At 74.6% G+C, this 21,196-nt stretch carries 4 protein-coding genes and 1 pseudogene; all 5 read right to left on the minus strand.

All coding sequences use genetic code 11. The features are described 5' to 3' along the window. Positions 1-68 precede the first annotated feature (68 nt). Positions 69-2,906, minus strand: coding sequence for an ACP S-malonyltransferase (fabD, locus tag WJ438_RS10835; protein WP_406725042.1), 2,838 nt, complete (start codon positions 2,904-2,906; stop codon positions 69-71). Further along, positions 2,894-3,328: an acyltransferase domain-containing protein gene (locus tag WJ438_RS10840; RefSeq protein WP_406725043.1), complete on the minus strand. Its 435-nt coding sequence runs from the start codon at positions 3,326-3,328 to the stop codon at positions 2,894-2,896. The genes fabD and WJ438_RS10840 overlap by 13 nt, the downstream gene beginning before the upstream one ends. Beyond that, positions 3,325-8,784: a beta-ketoacyl synthase N-terminal-like domain-containing protein gene (locus WJ438_RS10845; protein WP_406729648.1), complete on the minus strand. Its 5,460-nt coding sequence runs from the start codon at positions 8,782-8,784 to the stop codon at positions 3,325-3,327. The genes WJ438_RS10840 and WJ438_RS10845 overlap by 4 nt, the downstream gene beginning before the upstream one ends. Continuing rightward, a complete protein-coding gene (locus WJ438_RS10850; RefSeq protein WP_406725044.1) occupies positions 8,775-15,347 on the minus strand; it encodes an amino acid adenylation domain-containing protein in 6,573 nt (2,190 codons plus the stop codon). The genes WJ438_RS10845 and WJ438_RS10850 overlap by 10 nt, the downstream gene beginning before the upstream one ends. Before the next feature lie 155 nt (positions 15,348-15,502). Then, a pseudogene (locus WJ438_RS10855) lies at positions 15,503-21,163 on the minus strand (SDR family NAD(P)-dependent oxidoreductase); the annotation flags it as partial. Positions 21,164-21,196: the final 33 nt, after the last annotated feature.

The raw sequence follows: 21,196 nt of genomic DNA on the forward strand, positions 1-21,196 counted from the left end.
CGGGCCGAGCGAGGCACCCTGGTACTCGCTCGGCCGGTCGTGGCTCACTCCTCGCTGATCCGACGAGGTCAGCCGGCCCGGTGGAAGGCGCGCAGGCGGGCGGTCAGGTGAGCGGCCGCGCCCTCCATCAGGGTGTCGGCGATGGCCTCCACCGTGCGGACGGGCCAGGGCTGCAGGTCGGTTCCCTCGACCACCTGGTTGAAGGCGCCCATCGCCGGTCCGCAGTGCACCAGGTAGTCCACCCGGTGCCGCTCGTCGCCGGTCACCGCGAGCCGGAAGCCTCGGGTGAAGTACGTGCGGAAGAGGTCCGCCAGTTCCTGCTTGGGGTCCGTGCCGGGTGCCTCGGGCGCGGGGCGCTCGCCACCCAGGTAGCGGTCGAGGATCTGGCTCCTGGTCGCCTCGTCCAGTTCGGCCGCGGAGGTGTGCCGGCGCCACAGCTCGTGCAGCCGGGTCGCGCGGGCCGGGAAGAACAGGCCCCGCTTGAGGTAGCGGGCCCGCGTGCCGAACTCGAACAGTTCGCCCCACGGCGCCGTGTCCACCTCGTACTCCCGCGCCGCCTGGAGGATGTCCTTCACCTCGGCGCTGGTGGCGGCCTCGACGGAGCACTGGTTGACGGAACCGGTCAGCACGAACTCGGCGCCGAGCAGGAACGCCGCCGTCACCGCCTCCGGAGTGCCGAGGCCGCCCGCGCAGCCCACGTGGACCCGGTGTCCGGAGCCGGCGGCCTCGTCCCTCAGCCGCAGTACCGCCGGGAGGAGGGTCAGCAGGTCGGCGGTGCTGCTCAGCCAGCCGCCGTCGGCCTCCACGCACAGGTCGTCCGCCATCGGCCGGCCGGCCGCGGCTCGGGCCTCCTCCGCGGTGACCTCTCCGGACTCCACCAGCCGGGCCACGAGCCGCTCGGGGGGCGGGGCCAGGAACTCCGCGGCCACGTCGGTGCGGTTCACCTTGGCGATGATCCGGCCGCCCTTGAGCCGGAAGCGGACCAGGGCCGGGGTGATCAGCGGGAATCCGGATGCCTCCACCAGGTCGACGCCGTGCCGCAGCAGCAGGTCCACCAGCGCCGACTCCTCCTGCGGAGCGCCGTGCCGGTAGAGCAGGTTGACGCCGAAGGCGCCGCCGCGGCCAAGGTCGCCGGTCAGTTCACGAAGCCTGCTGTCGACGTCCTGCAGGGTCAGGCCACCGGTGCCGAGGAAGCCGAGCAGGCCCGCCTTCGAGGCCGCGCCCAGCATCTCGCGGCCGGATATCCCGCCGTAGAGCGCGCCCAGGAGGTAGGCGCGGCGCAGGCCGTAGCGCTCCCGGAAGCCGGCGGCGCCCAGGGTTTCGGCGGTGACCGGCACGGCATCCTGGGGCGGCGTCTGCACCACCGCCGGCACCTCGGCGGGAGTGCCCGCCGGAGAGGCGGACGGTGTCCCCGGCACGGGCGCCGGCTCGGTGCGGGGGCGCGCGGTGGGAGCGGGCAGCGGCTCCGCGGTTTTCCTGATCTTGGCGACGAGGTTGGTCAGCACCCGGCCGGGGCCGAGTTCGACGAAGTCGAAGTCGCCGTGCCCCATCAGCCGGCGGACCGTGTCGGTCCAGCGGACCGGCGAGACGATCTGCGCGGTCAGCGTCTCCTTGATCGCGTCGGGGTCGTACGGCTGCCCGTCCACGTTGGCCAGTACCGGGACGCCGGGCGCCCGCAGGGTGAACCCGTCGAGGAAGCGGGTGAACTCCTCGGCGGTCGCGCGCATGTAGCGGGAGTGGAAGGGTGCGCTGACGTTGAGCCGTACCGCACGCGCACCGGCGGCCTCCACAGCGGCGCAGGCCGCGTCGATCGACTCGCGCGGGCCGGAGAGCACCAACTGCTCGGGGGCGTTGTGGTTGGCGATGTCGAGGTCCTCGATGCCGGCGTCGGCCAGGGCCCGCAGCAGGCCCGCCTCGTCCAGGCCGACCGCGGCGACCATGCCTCCGCCGTCGGCCGCGGCCATCAGGGCGCCCCGCTGTTGCACCAGACGCAGCCCGGTCTCGAAGTCGAAGACGCCGGCGGCGAAGAGGGCCACGTACTCGCCGAGGCTGTGGCCGATCAGGTAGTCGGCCGGCTCGGGGTCCTCGGCCTGCCGCTCCAGGTAGCCGAGGGCGCTCACGGCGTACAGCGCGGGCTGGGTGAACTCGGTTTTCCCCAGGCGGCGTTCGGGGTCGGTGAGGCACAGTTCCGCGAGGGAGTAGCCGAGCACGCGGTCGGCGGTCGCGGTGTGCTCGGGGTACTTCTCGAACAGGTGCCGACCCATGCCCCGCTGCTGAGACCCCTGGCCGGGGAAACCGTAGACCTTCATGCGATGCGCCTTCCTTGCTGTCTTCCTTGGTGACTTCGGTCGGTTTCGTGTCGTCGGGCCGGCCAGTTCGCGGGCCTTGTCCAGCAGGCCCGGGTCATGGCCGAACGGGCTGAGGAGGGCGAGCGAGGTCGATCGCGTCCCCGCCGGGAGGTTGCCTCGGACGAAGTTGTGCAGGGTGCCCGAGGGTCCGAGGTCCAGGTAGAGGAAATCACCGCGGGCGCGCATCGCGTCCATGGTCCGCTGGAACTCGATGGGCAGTCGGGCCACTCGCCAGAAGTGCTCCGCGCTGGGCCGTTCGACGAGGTGCCCGTCGACGCTGGACACCCAGGGCAGGGTCGGAGGGGCGAAGTCGACCTCGTCCAGGGAGGCCCGGCACTCGGTGAGCACCTCGTCCATCAGACGGGAGTGGTAGGCGTACTCGACGGGGACGCGCTGGTGCAGTACGTCGGCGCGACGCAGTTGCGCCTCGGCCCGGTCGAGGTCCTCCTCGGTGCCGGCGACCACGAAGTGCCCCGGGTAGTTGCGGGCGGCGACCTCGCAGTTGCGCAGGTCGGGCACCCGGTCGAGCCGGTCGGGCCGGGCGATCACGGCGAGCATGCCGCCGCGGGGCCGGCCCGCAGGCCGTCGGCCTGACGGACGAGCAGGCGTAGGCAGGTGTCGGGCGCGATGCTGCCGGACACGGCGGCCGCTGCGTACTCACCCAGGCTGGAGCCGAGCAGGTAGTCGGGCTCGACACCCGCCGAACGCAGGGTCTCGGCGAGGGCGAGTTCGATCATCACGATCGCCGGGTGGGTGAGTCGGGTGTCGGTGAAGGGGTCGTTCCTGCGGTGGTTCGGGTCGAAGAGCCGGGCGAGCACGGACTCGCCCAACTCCTCGGCCACGACGGCGTCGTGGCGTTCCAGGGCGGCCCGGAACACCTCGTTCTCGGCGTAGAGTTCCCGGCCCATCCCGTAGTACTGCGAGCCCTGCCCGGAGAACATGAAGACCACGGGCAGCGGCCTCGCCGCTGTGCCGGTCATCGGTACGTTTCCCAGAACAGGCCAGCCGCGGGCTGGGCGGGTGCGTCGGACCCCGCGTCGGACCCCGCTTCGGTGCCCCGGACGACGACCCTGCGGTCGAGCGGGGGCTCGGGCAGCGGGGTGCGGGTGGCGCGGTGGTCCGCCGGGGCGGGGGCGAGCAGTACGTGGGCGTTGGTGCCGCCGTCGGCGAAGCAGTTGAGCGCGGCGGTCCCGGCCGTGGCCGGCCAGGGAGCCGCCTCGCGCGGGAGGTACAGCGCGGAGGCGTCCAGGTCGAAGTGGGGCAGCGGTTCCTGTCCGGAGCGGAAGGGCACCTGGGTGCGGTGGTGCAGCATCAGTACGACCTTGATGAACGCGGCGATGCCCTCGGCGGCCAGCGGGTGGCCGATGTTCGGCTTGATCGAGCCGAGGGCGACGGGCACCGAGCGGGCCGCCGCGGTGCCGTAGACGCCGTCGATCGCCTTCAGTTCGAGCAGGTCGGTGATGGCGGCCCCGGTGCCGTTGGTCTCCACCCAGCCGATGTCGTGCGGGGCGTGGCCGCTGCGGGCGAGCGCCTCGGTCATGACGTCCTTCTGCGCCTGGAGGTTGGGGGTGGCCGGCCCTGCCGTACGGCCGTCGTTGTTGACGGCGATGCCGCGCAGCACCGCGAGCACCCGGTCGCCGGCGGCGCGGGCGGCCTCCAGCGGCTTGAGGACGACGACGCCGACGCCCTCGCCGAGGACGAGTCCGGCCGCCCTGCGGTCGAAGACGTGGAACTCCGCACCGGGGTTGAGCAGTCCGCGCCGGCCGAAGACCTGGTGCGCCCGGTCGTCGGCGAGCAGGCTCACCCCGGCGACGACCGCCGACTCCACCGAGCCGGCCCTGAGGGCCTGCACGGCCATGTCCATCGCGACGAGGGCGGAGGAACAGGCGGTGTCCACGACCAGGCTCGGGCCCTGGAAGTTGAAGAACTGGGAGACGTTCGCCGCCAGGTAGTTCTGTCCGGTCACCACGACCGGGTTCCGCGCCTGTTCCAGGGCGGCGGAGTCGGGGGTATGCGTGGCCCGGCCTCCGACGTACACGCCGATCCTGCGGCCCTTGAGGTCCGCGGGCGCGTAACCGGCGTGGTGCACCGCGCTGTTGACCTCCTCGAGCAGCAGCAGCGCCTGCGGGTCCATGGCGGCGACGTCCGCCTCCGACAGCAGGAACGCCTCCGGGTCGAACCGCAGGACGTCCGGCAGCAGACCCGCGTGGTAGCCGAGCGGGCGGCCGAAACGCTTCTCGGGGATCGGCCGCAGCGCGGAGCGGCCCTGGCGCAGCAGCTCCCAGTACGCGTCGGCGTCGCCGGCGTCGGGGAAGCGGCAGGACAGGCCCACGACCGCGATGTCCGCCGTGGCCGGCGTGCCGGGCACGAGGGACGCGGGGGGCGGCGTGGGGGCGGTGTCCCAGGCCCACGGGGAGCCGTTCGCCGGGGTCGCGGGTGCGGTCGGGGCCGGGGTCGCGGGTGCGGTCGGGGCCGGGGTCGCGGGTGCGGTCGGGGCCGGGGTCTCGGGTGCGGTCGGGGCCGGGGTCTCGGGTGCGGTCGGGGCCGGGCTCTCGGGTGCGGCGGGGCCGGGCGCCATGTCATCCGCCGGGCTGCCGAAGGCGGCCAGGAGTTCCGTGCGGTGCTCCTCGGCCAGGTATCCGGCGAACCCGTCGACGGTCGGGTGCTCCAGCAGCGCCGAGGGGTCGACGGAGACGTCCAGGCGCTTGGCGACGGACTGGACGAGCTGGGAAACCATGATCGAGTCCATGCCGTAGTCCTGGACCGGCACGTCACCGGTGAGTTTGGCCCGGTCGAAGCGCAGATCCTCCGCGAGCCGGTCGAGCAGCCACTCGGTGACCGCGCCGACCGCCGTACTCACCTGGGCGGGAACGGACACCTCCCGGCCGGGCGCGGGAGCCGCTGCGGTGGCCGGAGCCGCGGGCGCGGTGGGGGCCGACGGCGTCGCGTCCAGGCGGCGGGCGGTCAGGCGCGCGGGGTCGAAGTCGGCGTCGGGGCGCGGCACGACCGGCATGACCACCCGGGCGCCGCTGCCCAGTGCCCGCTCCAGCAGGGCGAGCCCCTGCTCGTCGGAGAGCGCGGCCAGCCCGGATCCCTGGTAGGCGGCGCTGCGCGCCTCGCCCATTCCGGTGTCCTTCCAGCTCGGCCACTGCACGCTGACCAGGGGAAGCCCGTACGGCCGGGCCAGCGCCACCGCGTCGAGGTACGCGTTGGCCATGGCGTAGTCGCTCTGACCAACCGCGAGGGCCGGTACGGCGGCGGCGACGGAGGAGTACACGACGAACATGCTCAGCGGCTCGTCACGGAACGTCTCCAGCAGCGCGTCGAGTCCGAACACCTTCGGGCCGAGGACACGGGCGATGCCGGACTGCGGCTTGCGGACGAAGGCCGGGTTCTCGAAGTCGGTGAAGCCCGCGCTGTGCACCACGCCGCCGACCGGGCCGAGTCGCCCGCGGACGTCGGCCAGCGCCTTGGCGAGCACCTCCCGCTCCTCCAGCGGCACCGCGAGGACTTCCAGCTCCACGCCCTGGTCGGCGAGTTCGGCCAGCGGGCGCAGCTTGCGGCCGAGGGGGCTGTCCTGGGCGATGTGCGCGGCCCACTCGGCCCGGGGCGGCAGTTCCTCGCGCCCGGTGAGGACCAGTTTGCGCACACCGTGGGCGGCGACGAAGTGGCGTGCCGTGAGGAGTCCGATGCCGCGCGTGCCGCCGGTGACCCACAGCACGTGGCCGGCCGGGAAACGCGGCGCGTCCGCCCCGCCGGAGACTTCGGTCAGCCGGGCCAGGTGCCGGGCGCCGTCGCGGTAGGCGACCTCGGCGCTCTCGTCGCCGTGGCGCAGTTCGTCGGCCACCCAACGGCACAGCTGCTCGTCGCCGCCGGTGGCGTCGACCTCCACATGGCGGGACCGGACGTGCCGGTACTCGCTCTGGAGCATCCGGTACAGGCCGATGCGGGCCGCGCCCCCCAGGGCGGGTGCGCCCTCGGGGGTGACGCGGGTGACCAGCAGCGCGCGCAGGTCGCGCCGTCCGAGGTCGACGAGATGCTGGAGCCAGCGCAGCCAGGTGGGCAGCGTGCCGTGCGCCGGTGCCGGGCCGGGATCGGCGCAGCCGGCCAGGTCGACGACGGCGTCGAACCGGTCCCAGCGGGTGCTGTCGCTGCCCAGCTCGGCGGCGAGCCGGTCGGGGGTGAGCACCTCGGCGGCGGGCAGGACGGCCGCGAGCCGGGCGGCCAGAGCCTCGGTGCCGGGGGCGGCGAGGACGGCGGTCAGGCCGGGCTGTGCGGTACGCGCGACGGGCGGGGCGGGCGTCCACCGGCGGGTGAGGAGGATGCCCTCGGTCGCCGGTGCGGTGGTCAGGGCGGCCAGTTCGGCGTCGGCCGTGGCCAGCCAGACCCGGTCTCCGTCGAAGGGGTAGCCGGGAAGTGCCACCCGGCCGGGGTTGCCACCGGGGTGCAGGGCTGCCCAGTCGACGGTCTGACCCCGGGTCCAGGCGTCGGCGAAGGCGGCGGGGTCCGCGGACAGCGGTGTGCCGGGGGCGGGGCGGCGGGGGTCGACCACACCGGTCCAGCTGCCGGCCGGGCTGCCGCTGGCCGCGAACTCCTCCAGTCGGTCGGCGAGTTCGGGCAGCTCGTGGAAGAGGACGGCGAGCCGGTGGGCCATGGCCTCGCGCCCGGTCTGCAGGGTCCGGGCGATCCGCTGGGGCGTCGCCTCGACGTCCTCGGCGCGCACGTGACCGGCCAGGCGCCGGGCCTGGGTGAGCAGGCGGCCGGCGTCCCGGGCGGAGAGGACGGCGAGTTGCGGTCCGGCCGGGGCGGGCGCGGTGGACGCTCCCTGGCCGAGGTGCTCCTGGAGGATGATGTGGGCGTTGGTACCGCCCGCGCCGAAGGAGCTGACGCCCGCGGTCCGGGGCCGGACGGTGCCGTCGTCCAGGACCCGGCGCGGCCAGGGCGCCCGCTCGCGCTGGACCTCGAACGGGGTCGACGGGAAGTCGATGTTCGGGTTGAGGCGGTCGGCGTGCAGGGACGGCGCCAGCTCGCCGTGCCGCATCTGGAGCAGCACCTTGGTGATCGCGGCGATGCCGGCGGCGGACTCGGCGTGCCCGATGTTGGACTTCACCGAGCCGATGGGCAGCCGCTCGGGCGTGTCGCCGGCGAAGGCCCGCAGCATGCCGTTGACCTCCACCGGGTCGCCGAGCGCGGTGCCGGTGCCGTGCGCCTCGAGGTAGTCGAGGTCGGCGGGACGCAGTCCGGCGCGGTCCAGGGCGGCCCGGACGAGGTCGCCCTGTGCCCGGGGGTTGGGGACGCTGTATCCGGCGCCCGCGCCACCGTGGTTGACGGCGGACGCCTTGACCACGGCGAGGATCCGGTCGCCGTCGGCGACCGCCGCGTCCAGGCGCTTGAGCAGCACGGCGCCGGACCCCTCGGCCGGGACGTAGCCGGTGCCTCCCTCACCGAAGCTGCGGCAGCGGCCGTCCTCGGCGAGGAAGCCGCGCTGGGCGAGCTGGAGGAACTTCACCGGGTGGCTGGAGATGTTGACCCCGCCGGCCACGGCGACGTCGCAGTCGCCGTTGCGGATGGCCAGGCATGCCTGGTGGATGGTGACCAGCGACGAGGAGCACATGGTGTCCAGGGCGACGCTGGGACCGTTGAAGTCGAAGAAGTACGACACCCGGTTCGCGACCGAGGCGTACGACGAGGAGGTCGCGAAGCCCTCGCCGCGCAGCGCGTCCTGCACGCCGTAGAGCTGGTAGTGGCCGTACATCATGCCGACGAACACGCCGGTGCGGTGACCGCGCAACTGCTCGCGGGTGTAGCCGGCGTCCTCCAGCAGATGCCAGACGGTCTCCAGGAACACCCGTTCCTGCGGGTCGGTGTGCTCGGCCTCGATCTGTGACATCCGGAAGAACAGCGGGTCGAAGCGGTCGGCGCCGCGCACGAACCCGCCCCATTTGCCGTAGGTCTTGCCGCGGGCGGCTTTGTCGGGGTCGTAGAAGACACCGTGGTCCCAGCGGTCGCGGGGTATCTCCTCGACGCTGTCGCGGCCGTCCCGCAGGTTGTGCCAGAACTCGGTGACGTCGTCGGCCTGGGGGTAGCGGCCGGCGACGCCGATGATGGCGATGGCGTCCGTGTCGCCGGTGGGCGCTGCGGAGACCGTCACCGTGGCCCGGTCGTCCGGCGCGGTCTCGGCGACCGTCGGTGCGGACTGCGGGACGGGGGCGCTCGTGAAGGCGTCGGGGTGGGCCTCGGCCAGGTGGGCGGCCAGGTCGCGCACGGTCACGTGCTCGAAGAGCAGGGTCTTCGACAGCAGTCCGACGTGCTGCTCGAGGCCGCGGATCAGGCTCATGGTGATCAGGGAGTCCACGCCGTACCGGTCGAAGGGCTCGGTGACGGTGATCTCCGCCTCCGGCGTCTTCAGCTCCTGTGCCAGCAGACTCAGGACCAGGCGCTCGGCCTCCTCGCGGGAGCCGGTGTCCGCACCCGCACGGGGGCGGCCGCCGGGGCGGGCGACGCGCCCGGGGTGCCGGCCAGCGCGTCGAGGGTCCGGGCCGGGTCGCCGGACGCGAGGAGCAGCGTCGGCGCGGTGCCGGCGAGGGCCCGCTCCAGCGCGTCCAGGGCGGGACGGGCGGGCAGCGGGCGCATGCCGAGCACGCGGTCCATGTACTCCTCGGCCGAGGCGTCGATGCGCATGCCGCCGTCGGCCCATACCGGCCAGGCGGCGGAGAGGGTGCGGCCGTGGCGTGTGCCCGCTCGGCGCTGCTCCTCGCGGCGCTCGGCGAACCGGTCGAGGAAGGCGTTGGCGAAGGCGTAGTCGGTCTGGCCGGCGTTGCCGAACGCGGCCGCGGCGGAGGAGTAGACGACGAAGTAGTCCAGCGGCTCGGTGGCGGTCGCCTCGTCCAGCAGCGTGGTTCCGCGCACCTTGGCGGCCAGGACGGCGTCCGCGTCGGCGCGTTCCTTGCCGCGCAGGAGACCGTCCCGCAGCACACCGGCGGCGTGCAGGACACCGCTGACGCGACCGTGGGCACGACGGGCCTCGGCGATCAGTGCGCGCACGTCCCCCGCGTCGGACACGTCGGCGAGCACGACGTCGGCGCCGAGGGCGTCGATGCGGGCCCGTGCCGCGGGCCCGGGGGCGGTCCGGGCGGCGAGCACGATGCCGCCCCCGGTCACACCGGCCGCGCGGCGTGCGGCGGCGATGTGTTCGGCGGCGAGCAGGCCGAGAGCGCCGGTGCCGCCGGTGACGATGTGCGCGCCCGCGCCGGTGAAGGCCGAGCCGGAGGAGGCCGGCAGCGCCGTCCGGTGCCAGGAGCGGCGTTCCCGGCCTGCCGCGGTGAGCCGTGCCTCGGTCTCGGGACCGCCCTCGGCGACGAGTTCGGCGACGACGTCCGCCGCCGGCGTGCCGGGGGCGACCGCGAGCACACCGAGGGCGACCGCCGGGTGCTCCAGGCGGACCGAGCGTGCGAAGGCGGCCAGGGCCGGGTCGGCGGGCGACGCGGCCGGCTGGGGTGGGCGTAGAGGTAGGTCAGCGCGTCGCGCCGCTCGCGCTGCCATTCCTGGAGGAATGCCAGGGCCGTGTGGAAGCCGTGTGCCACGGCCGCGTCGCACTCCGCGGTGCAGGCGGACAGGTGCAGGACGCTGACGGGGCCGGAGCCCGCGGCACGGACGGCCGCGGCGGCGTCGAAGACCGGAGCGAGCGGGACGCGGCGCACGTCGGCGCCGGCCGCCGTGAGCGCGGCGCCGAGTTCGGCCTCGCGGAGCGTGCCCGGCAAGCCCTCGGTGGTGGGGGCCAGCAGCAGCACCGTGCCAGGCCGGACGTGCCTGGGGCCGGGGCGCGGGCTGCCAGCCGGGGGCGAAGGCGGCCACGGTGCCGGTCGTGGGCAGGGCCCGCAGGGTGAAGGACGTGAGGGTGGCGACGGCCGCGCCGTGCTCGTCGAGCAGCGCCACGTCGAAGGTGAGTGATCCCGCCGGGGCCGGCTGCGCGGACGGCGTGGCGTGGGCGTACACGCGTTCCGGCAGCGGTGCGTGGAGCCGCACCGAGCCGAGGGAGAACGGCAGGTAGGGCGCGGGACCCGCGGGGTCGCCCGCGCCCGGCACAAGGCGGCCGGCCGTCTGCAGGGCGGCGTCCAGCAGCGACGGGTGGAAGACGTACGCGTCGGCGTCCGCGCGCAGCGTTTCGGGCAGGACCAGCGTGGCCAGCACCTCGTCCGGGCCCTCGGCGATCTCCTCGATCACCTGGAAGGCGGGTCCGTAAGCGAAGCCGAGCCGGGTGAAGCCCGTGTAGCAGTTCTCCCCGGTGGTGACGCGGGAGCAGCGGGCGCGGACGTCCGTCAGGCTGACCGAAGCGGGCCGGGGGCCCGGGGCGTTGGGGCGCAGGATGCCGCTGGCGTGCACGGGCCCGCCGTCGGCGGCGCCGCGCACCTCGAAACCGGGGCGCGCGCGGTCGCCGGTGACGCGGACGAGCAGCGGGTGCTCGGCCCGGCCCGCGGGGAGCCGGACCGGGGCGGCCCACACCAGGTCGTCCACCCCGCGTACGGGCGTGCCCCCGGTGGCGTGTTCACCGGCCAGACGGCCCATTTCGAGGTAGGCCACACCGGGCAGGACCCTCTCGCCTCCGACGACGTGGTCGCGCAGGAAGAACTCCTCCCCCGTCAGCGTCTTGGCGAACGCCTGCTCTCCCAGGGTGGAGACGTTGGTGTCGAGGAGCGTGGGGTGCAGGCAGGCGGGGGCGTCCGGCCCGGTGGGTGCCGTGGCGGTGCCGGGGGCGGCCCAGTGACGGGGACCGGCGAACGGGTAGGTCGGCAGGTGGACCCGGCGGCGGGGTCCGGCGTGCAGGACGGACCAGTCGACGTCGGCGCCGCGCAGCCAGTCGGCGGCGACGGCCCGCAGGTCGCGCGGGTCGGCGGCCGAGGGGGCCGGGCGGTCGTCCTTCGCGTGGCCGGTGCGCACCGCCGACGGCTGCCCTGCCAGGTGCGCCACCAGCTCGGCGCGCAGCGCGGCGGCGCTGTCCGCGACGACGGCGAGGCGGTGCGCCATGGGCTCACGGCCCGTCTGCAGGGTGTGGGCGAGGTCCGCGGCCAGGACGTCGTTCCGTTCGAGGTGGTCGGCGAGCCGCCCGGTCAGGCGGCGCAGCGCCTCGCCGTCGCGGGCGGACAGCACGAACAGCTGCTCGGCCGTGCTCTCCTCGCGGGTGTCCGGCATGGGGGGTTCCTCCAGGACGATGTGTGCGTTGGCCCCGCCGAAGCCGAAGGAGCTGACGCCGCCGCGACGGGGCGGCTGCGCTCCCCCGGTGGCACGCGGACGCGGCCAGGGCCGGGCGGTGGCGGCGATCTCGAACGGGCCGCCGTCGAGTTCCAGATAGGGGTTCTGCTCGCGGAAGTGGAGGCTGGCCGGGATCGTCCGGTGCCGCATCGCGAGGACCACCTTGAACAGGCCGGCGATGCCGGCGGCGGCCTCCAGGTGACCGATGTTGGTCTTCACCGAGCCGATGGCGCAGGGTTCGGTCGCCTCCGCGAGCCCCTGTTCGGCCCGGATCCGCCGGAACGCGGTGCTCAGTCCGGTGGTCTCGATCGGGTCGCCCAGCGCGGTGCCGGTGCCGTGCGCCTCGATGTAGCCGACGGTGTCCAGCGGGACCCCGGCGGCGCGGTAGGCGTCGACGAGCAGGTCGGCCTGGGCGTCGGGGTTGGGGGCGGTGAGCGAGGTGGTCCGGCCGCCGTGGTTGACGGCGGCCGCCTTGATCACGGCGTGCACGGCGTCACCGTCGCGGCGGGCCGCGTCGTGGGACTTGAGCAGGACCACGCCCGCGCCCTCGCCGCGTACGTAGCCGTCGGCGCGGCTGTCGAACGCCTTGCAGCGGCCGTCGGGGCTGAGCATCTCGCCCTGGCTGAGCGCCTCGTACACGCCGGGGGCCAGGATGAGGCTGACGCCGCCCGCGATGGCCAGGTCGCAGGTGCCGTCGCGCAGTGCGGCGGACGCCTGGTGGATGGCCGTCAGTGAGCCGGAGCAGGCGGTGTCGACGGCGATGCTGGGTCCGCGCAGGTCCAGCACGTACGACACCCGGTTGGGGATGATCGACAGGGCGGCGCCGGTGAGGGTGTGGCCCTCGGTGCCGCGTCCGGCCGCCCGCTGGACCTCCAGGTAGTCGGAGTTGGTGACGGCGACGAACACACCGACGCGCCGTCCGGCCAGCTCCGACGGGCGGTAACCGGCGTTCTCGATCGCCGACCACACCGTCTCCAGCATCAACCGCTGCTGCGGGTCCATGAGTTCGGCCTCGCGGGGCGAGATGCCGAAGAACGCGGCGTCGAAGCGGTCGACGCCGGGCGCGAAGCCGCCCCAGCGGGAACGGGAGCGCGGGTGGTCGCGCCAGTCCCAGCGGTCGGCGGGGATCTCGCCCACCAGGTTGTCCCCGGCGGCCAGGTGCTCCCAGAACTCCTCCAGGTCGGCGGAGCCGGGCAGTCGGCCGGCCATACCGATGACCGCGACGTCCGCGCCGGTGGGGCTCTGCCCGGACGCCGGGGCGTGCCGCTCGTCGCCGGCGGTCGTGGACCGCGCGTCGGCTTCGGCCGTGCCCCGCGGCTCGCTCCCGGTACCGGCCGTGCCGAAGCGCGCCGACATCTCCGCCGGGTGCTCCTGCCACAGGTGCTCGGCGAGGGCGTGCAGGGTGCCCCGGCGGTAGAAGAGGGTCGGGTAGACGGTGATGCCGTACGCCTTGCGCAGCTCGGCGCTGAGCGCGGTGAAGCCCACCGAGTTCATGCCTGCCTCGCCCAGCGGGGTGTGCGCGCCGATGTCCTCGGGGCGCAGGTCGGTCAGTGCGGCGACCATGCGGGCCAGGTCGGCTTCGAGGTCCGGCCGGCCGCCCCCGGTGGCGGGAGCCGGCGCGGAGGCCGGCGCGAACCGCGAGGGGCCGGTGCCGAAGCGGGCACGCAGTTCGGGCAGCGGCAGGGCGGCGAGCGTTCCCCGGTCCACCTTCTCGTTGAGGGTGCGCGGGAATCCGGTGACGCGGACGAGTGCCTCGGGCACCATGTGGTCCGGCAGCCACGCCCCGAGCTGCTGCCGGGTGGGCTCGGCCGCGCCGTCGTCCAGGACGTAGCAGGCGAGCAGGGTGTGCGAGCCCGCGGCCTGGCCCCGCGCCACGACGACGGCCTCGCGGACGCCGTCGACGCGGCGCAGGGTCGCCTCGATCTCCTCCAGCTCCACCCGGAAGCCGCGCACCTTGACCTGGGAGTCGATCCGGCCGAGGTACTCGATCCGGCCGTCGGCCAGGCGGCGCACCAGGTCACCGGTGCGGTAGATGCGGGCTTCGGGAGCGGCGTCGAACGGGTCGGGCAGGAAGCGCTCGGCGGTCAGCTCGGGCCGGCCGAGGTAGCCGTCGGCGACGCCGTGGCCGCCGATGTGCAGTTCGCCGGCCACCCCGGTGGGGACGGGCCTGCGGGCACTGTCCAGCACGTACAGGCTGGTGTCGGCGACGGGGGCGCCGATGGAGACGCGCTCGCCGGGGGCGAGGCGGCAGGCGGTGGACCAGATGGTGGTCTCGGTGGGGCCGTAGAGGTTCCACACCTCGCGGTTGCCGGCGATGAGGGCCTCGGCGGTGTCGGCGGGCAGGGCCTCGCCGCCGCACAGCACCTTCAGCCGGGCATCGCCCCGCCAGCCGGCCGCGAGGAGCATGCTCCAGGTGGCCGGGGTGGCCTGGACGACGGTGGCCGTGCTCCGTTCCAGCGCCTCGCGCAGCCGCAGGCCGTCCCGGGCGTCCTCGGCCGGGAGGATCTCCACCACGCCGCCGGTGATCAGCGGCAGGTACAGCTCCAGCGCGGAGATGTCGAAGCAGACGGTGGTCAGGGCCAGGACGGTGTCGCCGGGCCCGCATCCGGGTTCGCGGGCCATCGACCACAGGAAGTTGGTCAGGGCCCGGTGCGGGACGCGGACGCCCTTGGGGCGGCCGGTGGAGCCGGACGTGTAGATGACGTACGCGGTGTCGGACGGGCCGGCCGGGCCGGGCGAAGGCAGGGCGGGCGGCTGCTCACCGGTGTCGACGGTGAGCCGCGGCACGCCGCCCGGCTCGCTCGCCACCGACGAGTGGGTGAGCATCAGGTGCAGCCCCGCGTCCTCGGCCATGTAGGCCAGCCGGTCGCTCGGGTAGGCGGGGTCGAGCGGTACGTAGGTGCCGCCCGCGGCCTGGACGGCGAGCAGCGCGACGGGCAGGCCGGCGTCGCGCGGCAGCAGGACGCCGACGGTGCGGCCGCGGCCGACGCCGGCCGCGGTGAGCCGGGCGGCGAGGGCGTCCACACGCTCGGTGAGCTCGCGGTAGGTCAGCTCGGTGCCGAGGTGGCGGACGGCGATCGCGTCGGGACGTGCCTCGGCCTGGCGCCGTACGAGCTGCCAAACGAGGGTGTCCGCGGGGTAGTCGGTGGGCGCGGGCGGGACGAGGAGGGCCCGCTCCCGGGCGGTGAGCAGGTCCAGTTCGCCGACGGCGGTGGTGGGCCGGTCCACGGCCGCGGCCAGCAGGGTGGCGAAGTGCTCGCCGAGCCGTGCCACGGTGGGCTCGTCGAACAGGTCGGGGTCGTACTTCAGGGTGTAGCGGCAGCCCTCCGCCTGCTCGACGACCTCCAGTGTGAGGTCGAACTCGCCTTCCTGGTGCACGCCTTCGACGGGTGCGAGGACGACGTCGTCGGCGCCGTCGCCGGTGCGGGCGGCGCGGGTCCAGTTCTGGAAGTAGAAGGCGACGTTGAACGGGACGGCCTCGGGCTGCGCGCGGCGCAGGTCGTCGGCGAGGGCGATGAGCGGGTAGGCGCTGTGTTCCAGGGCGCCCAGCACCGTCCGGTGCACCCGGCCGAGGAGGCCGCGGAACTCCTCGCCGCCGTCGACGCGTTCGGCGAGCACGACCATGTTCATGAAGTAGCCGAGGACGTCGTCGTAGCCGCTCGGCGGGCGGCCCGCGGTCGGCGTGCCGACGGCGATGTCGGACTGGTCGCTGTAGCGGTGCAACATCGCGAACCAGGCCGCGAGGACCACGCCGAACAGGGAGGTCTGCTCGGCCGCGGCCAGTGCGCGGGCGCGGTCGGTGACCTCTGGGGGATGGTGCCGTCCAGGCTGGCCCCGCGGTGGCCGGGCACGGCCGGGCGGGGCCGGTCCAGCGGCAGCGGCACTTCCGTGCGGTGCCCGCGCAGCCGTTCGGTCCAGTACGCGCGCAGCCGTGCGCCCTCGTCGCCGGCGAGCAGCTCGCGCTGCCAGGCGGCGAAGTCGGCGTACCGGCGGGCGGGGCGCTCCTGCGGCAGCGGCCCGCCGGCGCGGACCGTGCGGTAGCCGCGTTCGAGTTCGCGCAGCAGCAGAGCGATGGAGACGCCGTCGAAGACCAGGTGGTGGAAGGTCAGGAGCAGGGCGTTGCGGCCGTCGCCGAGGGTGTAGAGCGTGGCCCGCACCAGGGGCCCCTCGGCCAGGTCGAAGGGGCGGCGCAGGTCGGCGCGCATCCGCTCGCGCAGCTCGTCGTCGGCGACGGAGGTCAGGAAGACCTGCTGGAAGGGAAGTTCGGGTTCGACCGCCACGCGGGCGTAGGGCGTGCCGTCGTCGCCGGCGCGGACGGTGGCGCGCAGTGCGTCGTGCCGGTCGACCAGGTCCTGCAGGACGGTGCGCAGGGCGAGGACGTCCAGGTCGCGGTCGAGCCACAGGGCGAGGGGCAGGTTGTAGGCGTAGGTGCCGGGGGCGATCTGCTCGATCACCCACAGAGCGCGCTGGCCCTCGGAGAGCGGGTGGGTGGTCTGCTCCGCGTCGGTCCGGGGGCGCAGGACGCGCTCGGCGGCGACCGTGGCCCCCGGGGCCGGTGCCAAAACGGCGTCTTCGGGGGCGGGCTCGGCGGTGTCCGCTTCGGCCAGCCAGTTGGCGGTGAGGTGGGTGGTCAGTTCGCGCAGGGTCGGGCGTTCGAAGAAGTCGCCGAGCGGCACGGCGACACCGAACGTCTCGTCCACGGCGGCGACGATCTTCATACCGCTGAGCGAGTCGAAACCGTAGTCGGCCAGCGGCCGGTCGGCGTCGATCCGCTCGTCCAGCTTCAGCACGTGCTCGACGAGTTCCCGCAGTCGCTCACCGATCCGGTCGGCGCTGCCGGCGGCCGGGGCGGGCACGGGGGCCGGGGTGGCGGGGGTGCTCGGCGCGGCGGGGCCCGCCGGAGTGGTCACGGTGGACGGCGTCGGGCGGGTGGCCGGCATCGCGCCGAGCACGACGCCGTCGCTCTCGGCGACCAGGACGGTCTGTCCCAGCTCCGGGTCGCCGGCGCCGAGTGCGGTGACCGTGGTGTAGCCCTCCTCGTGCAGCAGCCGGGTCCAGCCCTCGGGCGAGGCGAGCGGTGAGTCGGGCAGGCGCAGTTCGTCGTCCCCGAACGCCCACCAGCCCTCCAGGACGCCGCCGCCGATGGTGAGCAGCGGCCGTACGGAGGTCAGTTCGTTGAGCACCAGCCAGCCGCCGGGGCGCAGCAGTGCCTTGGCCTTGCGCAGGGTGGCCCGCAGGTCGCTGGTGGCGTGGACGACGTTGGTGGCGAGCACCAGGTCGGCGGTGGCCGGGGTGAAGCCCTGGTCGCCGAGGCCGCGTTCGAGGTTGAGCACCTGGAAGCGGGTGAAGGGGTACTGCTCGGCGAAGCGCTCGCGGCCGTGCTCGAGGAAGCGGGGCGAGATGTCGGTGAAGGTGTAGCCGACCCGGCCGGGGTGCCGCGCCAGGGCGGGCAGCACGCGTTCGCTGGTGGCGCCGGTGCCGGCGCCGAGCTCGACCACCTCGATGCGGCGGTCCTCGGGGAGTCGGGGCAGCCGTGCGTCGAGGAAGTGACGGACGGTGTCGTGGACGAGGAGGTTGAAGGAGTCGGTGAGCGGGTTGCCCTTGTAGAAGTTCTGCACCAGCTTCATCGAGGAGCCGGGGAACATGATCTCGGTGGCGCCCACCTCGCCGCGCAGGATGCGCGGGTAGGCGTCGAGGAAGAGGCGGTTGAGGGTGACGGTCGGCTCGATGTCGGGGTGTTCGGCGGCGATCCGGTCGAACTCCGCCTCCCAGCGTCCGGCCGCCTCGGCCTGGTCCACGGCGTCGACCGCGGGGGTGGTGGTGATCCGGTCGCCGTCGCGGGTGAGGTACCCGGCGCCGACGAGGATGTTGAGCAGGGCCTCGTGCAGGCGGGCGAACCGGTCGAGAATGCCGAGACGGCCGCGCAGCGCGTCGGCGCCGTGCTGTTCGCCGGAGCGCCGCAGGACGCCCATGCGCTGGTAGACGCCGAGCAGCATGGGCGCGGAGACGGCCTCGAGCTCCTCGTAGCCGGCGACGACGCGCCGGGCGGCGGGGTCCGGGCCCGGCCCGGCCGCCAGGTGCGCGGCGGCGCCGGCGAGGGTGGCCGGGTGGCCGTCGGCCGCCAGTACGCCGTCCAGCGCCGGGTCGTGGCCCATGGCCTCCAGGGCGCGGCGTCCGGCGCGGATCGGCATGACCTGGGGCAGTCCGCTGCCGAGGATCCGTCGTACGGCGGCGATGCCCTCGGCGGGGGCGAAGTCGCTGATGCCGAGTCCGCCGAAGATCTCGGCGAGGCCGGGCTGGGCGCCCGAGCCGACCCTGCCCCAGTAGCCCTGGTTGACGACGACGACGGGGTGGGGCAACCGGTCGCGCAGGAACAGTGCGTAGGCGTCCTCGGTGGCCGAGGCACAGATGTAGGCGCCGTTGCCGGCGAAGCTGCCGAAGGATCCGGCTGAGGAGAAGTAGGCCAGGAAGTCCAGCGGCCGGCCGGCGACAGCTGCGGCGAGAGTGGCGGCGCCGACGGTCTTGACCTGGGTGGCGGCGGTGAAGGCGGCCTCGTCCAGGTCGGCCAGCTGGTGGTTGTCGAAGACCATGGCGGCGTGCACGACGCCGTGCAGGGCCCCGAACCGATGGTGTGCCTCGGCGACGGCGGCGGACAGGTCGGCGACGGAGCAGGCGTCGCCGCGGACGTGGATGACGTCGCCGCCGAGGGCGCGGATCTCCTCGGCGGTGGCGCGCTGCTCCGGTCCCAGCTCGCCGCGACTGAACCACACCAGGCGGGCGTGGTGGCACCGGGCGAGGTGGCGGCTGAGTTCCTGGGCGATGCCCCCGGTGCCGCCGACGAGGAGGTAGACGCCCCGGTCGCGGAAGACGGGGCTGGGTTCGGGCAGGGCGACCCGGCCGAGGCGGCGGACGTAGCGGATCCCGCCGCGCAGGGCGACGGTGCGGCCGGAGGCGTCGGCGGGAGCGGTCAGTACGGCGTCCACCAGGGCATCGGTGGTCCCCTCGCCGGTGAGGTCGGCGGTAGCGAGGTCGAGGGCGCTGACGCGCAGGTCGGGCCGTTCCTTGGCCACCACCTGGAGCAGTCCGTGCAGCCCTGCGGAGAACGGGTTGGCGACCGTGCTGCCCGCGACGGGATGCACGTCGCTGGTGACCACGACGAGACGGGTGGCGGCGAGGGTGCGCACCAGGCGGAACAGGGACAGCGGGCCGTGCCGCAGGTGCTCGTGCGCCTGTTCCAGCCCGGTGCCGTCGGGGACGGCGGCGCCCACACCGCCGAGGTGGAGCACCAGGTCGGCGCCCTCGGTGGCCTTCCCCCAGGCGTCCGGGGGCAGTTCGTCGAGGGCGACCAGTTCGACGCGGGCCTGCGGGGCGCGGGCCGCGACCGCCTCTCCGAGCCATCGTGAGGCGGCGGTCACCAGGGCGACGACGCGGCCGGCTCGCGGCGCCTCGGTGACGGTGGGCGCGGTCTCGCGTATCCACAGCGGGCGGTAGAAGTCGGGGACGTCCACGGCGGGGCCGTGCGCGGACTCGTCCTGGGGAGCGGGCGGTTCGGGTATCCAGTAGCGCTTGCGGGCGAACGGGTAGGTGGGCAGCTCGATGCGGCGGGCCGCCGCGGGAGTGACGCGGGACCAGTCGACGTCGACGCCCGCGACCCACTGCTCGGCGACGGCCGTCAGGTCCCGCCGGGTCAGGGCCTGTTCGAGGGCATCCGCCTCGGCTTGGGTGGGGACCACCCGGGTGCGGGTGGCGCGGCCGGTGGTGATCCGCGCGTCGGCCTCGCCGTCGGCGTACGCCTGCAGCAGGGCGGCCGCCTCGGACAGCCGGCGGGCGGGCAGAGCGAGGCGGAACTCGTAAGCGCTGCGGCCCACCTGGAGGGTGTGTGCGATGTCGGCAAGTCGCGGCGCGTCGGGCGCGTGCGCGACGCCGGGCTCCGGCGGCCGTACGGCCGCCACCGCGTCGGCGATCGCGCCGATGGTCGGTGCCGAGGCGAGGGCGGCGGGCAGTTCGCCGTCCAGTTCGGCGGCGAGCAGCTCGTGGTAGCGGACGCGGTCGGCGAGGGTGAACCCGCACTCCGTCAGGTCCGTGCCGAGGTCGAGGTACTCGGTGGGCACACCGATCGTCCGCGCGGCGAGGTCCAGGCACAGGCGCTGCGCGGCGGCCGGCGACGCCGTTTCCGCGTCGGGCGCGGCGGCGCGGTGCAGGAAGGCGGCCAGGTCCGCGGCGTAGGCCCGCAGCCGGTCCTCGCTCTTGGCGGAGAGCACCAGCAGCTGCTCGTCGGCGGGCGGCACGGGCGCGGGTTCGGTGGCGGCCGGCCGGTACTCCTCCACCAGGAGGCAGGCGTTGGCACCGCCTCCGCCGAAGGAGCTGACGAGTGCGCGCAGCGGGGTGTCCTGCCGCAGGGGCTCCCAGGGCTCGAGGGCCTGCTGGACCTCGAAGGGCGTGGTGGTGAAGTCGATGTCGGGGTTGCGGCGGGTGGAGTTCAGGGACGGGGCCAGCGTGCGGTGGCGCAGTTGGAGCAGCACCTTGGTCAGGCCGGCGATGCCGGCCGCGGACTCCAGGTGCCCGATGTTGGACTTCACGGAGCCGACCGCCACGGTCGGCCGCTCGGTACGTCGGGCGGCGTCGGTCCGGCCGCCGAACGCCTCGGTGAGGCCGGCGATCTCGATGGGGTCGCCGAGCGGGGTGCCGGTGCCGTGGGCCTCCACGTAGCCGACGGTGGCCGCGTCGACCCGGGCGCGCTGGAGCGCTGCCCGGATCACCTCGGTCTGTGCGGCGGCGCTGGGCACGGTGTAACCGCCGGTCTTGCCACCGGCGTTGATGGCGGAGCCGCGGATGACACCGAGGATGCGGTCCCCGTCGGCGACGGCCGCGGCGAGGGGCCGCAGCAGGACGGCGCCCACGCCCTCGCCGTCCACGAAGCCGTCGGCGCCGGCGCCGAAACTCTTCAGTCGGTCGTCGTGGGAGATCATCCCGCGGTCCGCCAGCATGCGCAGGTGCATGGGGTGCAGGATCAGGTTGACCCCGCCGGCGACGGCGGCCTGGCACTCCCCCGACCGGATGCTCTCGCAGGCCAGGTGGATGGCGGTGAGCGAGGCGGAGCAGGCGGTGTCGACGGCGAGGCTGGGTCCGGTGAAGTCGAAGGTGTAGGAAGCACGGTTGGCGATCGACCAGTGGTTGGAGTGGGCGTCGGTGCGCACGCCGTGCGCGGTGGCCTCACCACCCATCCATTCGTAGTTGTTGTTCATGACGCCGACGAAGACGCCGACCGGTCCGCGTGCGGCGAGGCGGGCGGCCGGGTGGCCGGCGTCGTCCAGGACGGCGGCGACGGTCTGCAGGAAGAGCCGCTCCTGCGGGTCCATGGCCTCGGCGTCGGCGGGTGAGATCTGAAAGAAGAGCGGGTCGAACTTGTCGACGTCGTCGATGAATCCGGCCCACTTGCTGTAGCTGCCGTGCGTCCCGGCGGGGTCGTAGTGCCGCTCGGCGTCCCAGCGGTCGCCGGGCACCTCGCGGATGCAGTGACGGCCCGCCCGGAGGTTCTCCCACAGCTCGCCGACGGTGCCGGCCATCGGGTAGCGGCCGGAGACGCCGACGATCGCCAC

It is taken from the genome of Streptomyces sp. GD-15H, from assembly GCF_045291515.1.
In the GTDB taxonomy this organism is placed as follows: Bacteria; Actinomycetota; Actinomycetes; order Streptomycetales; family Streptomycetaceae; genus Streptomyces.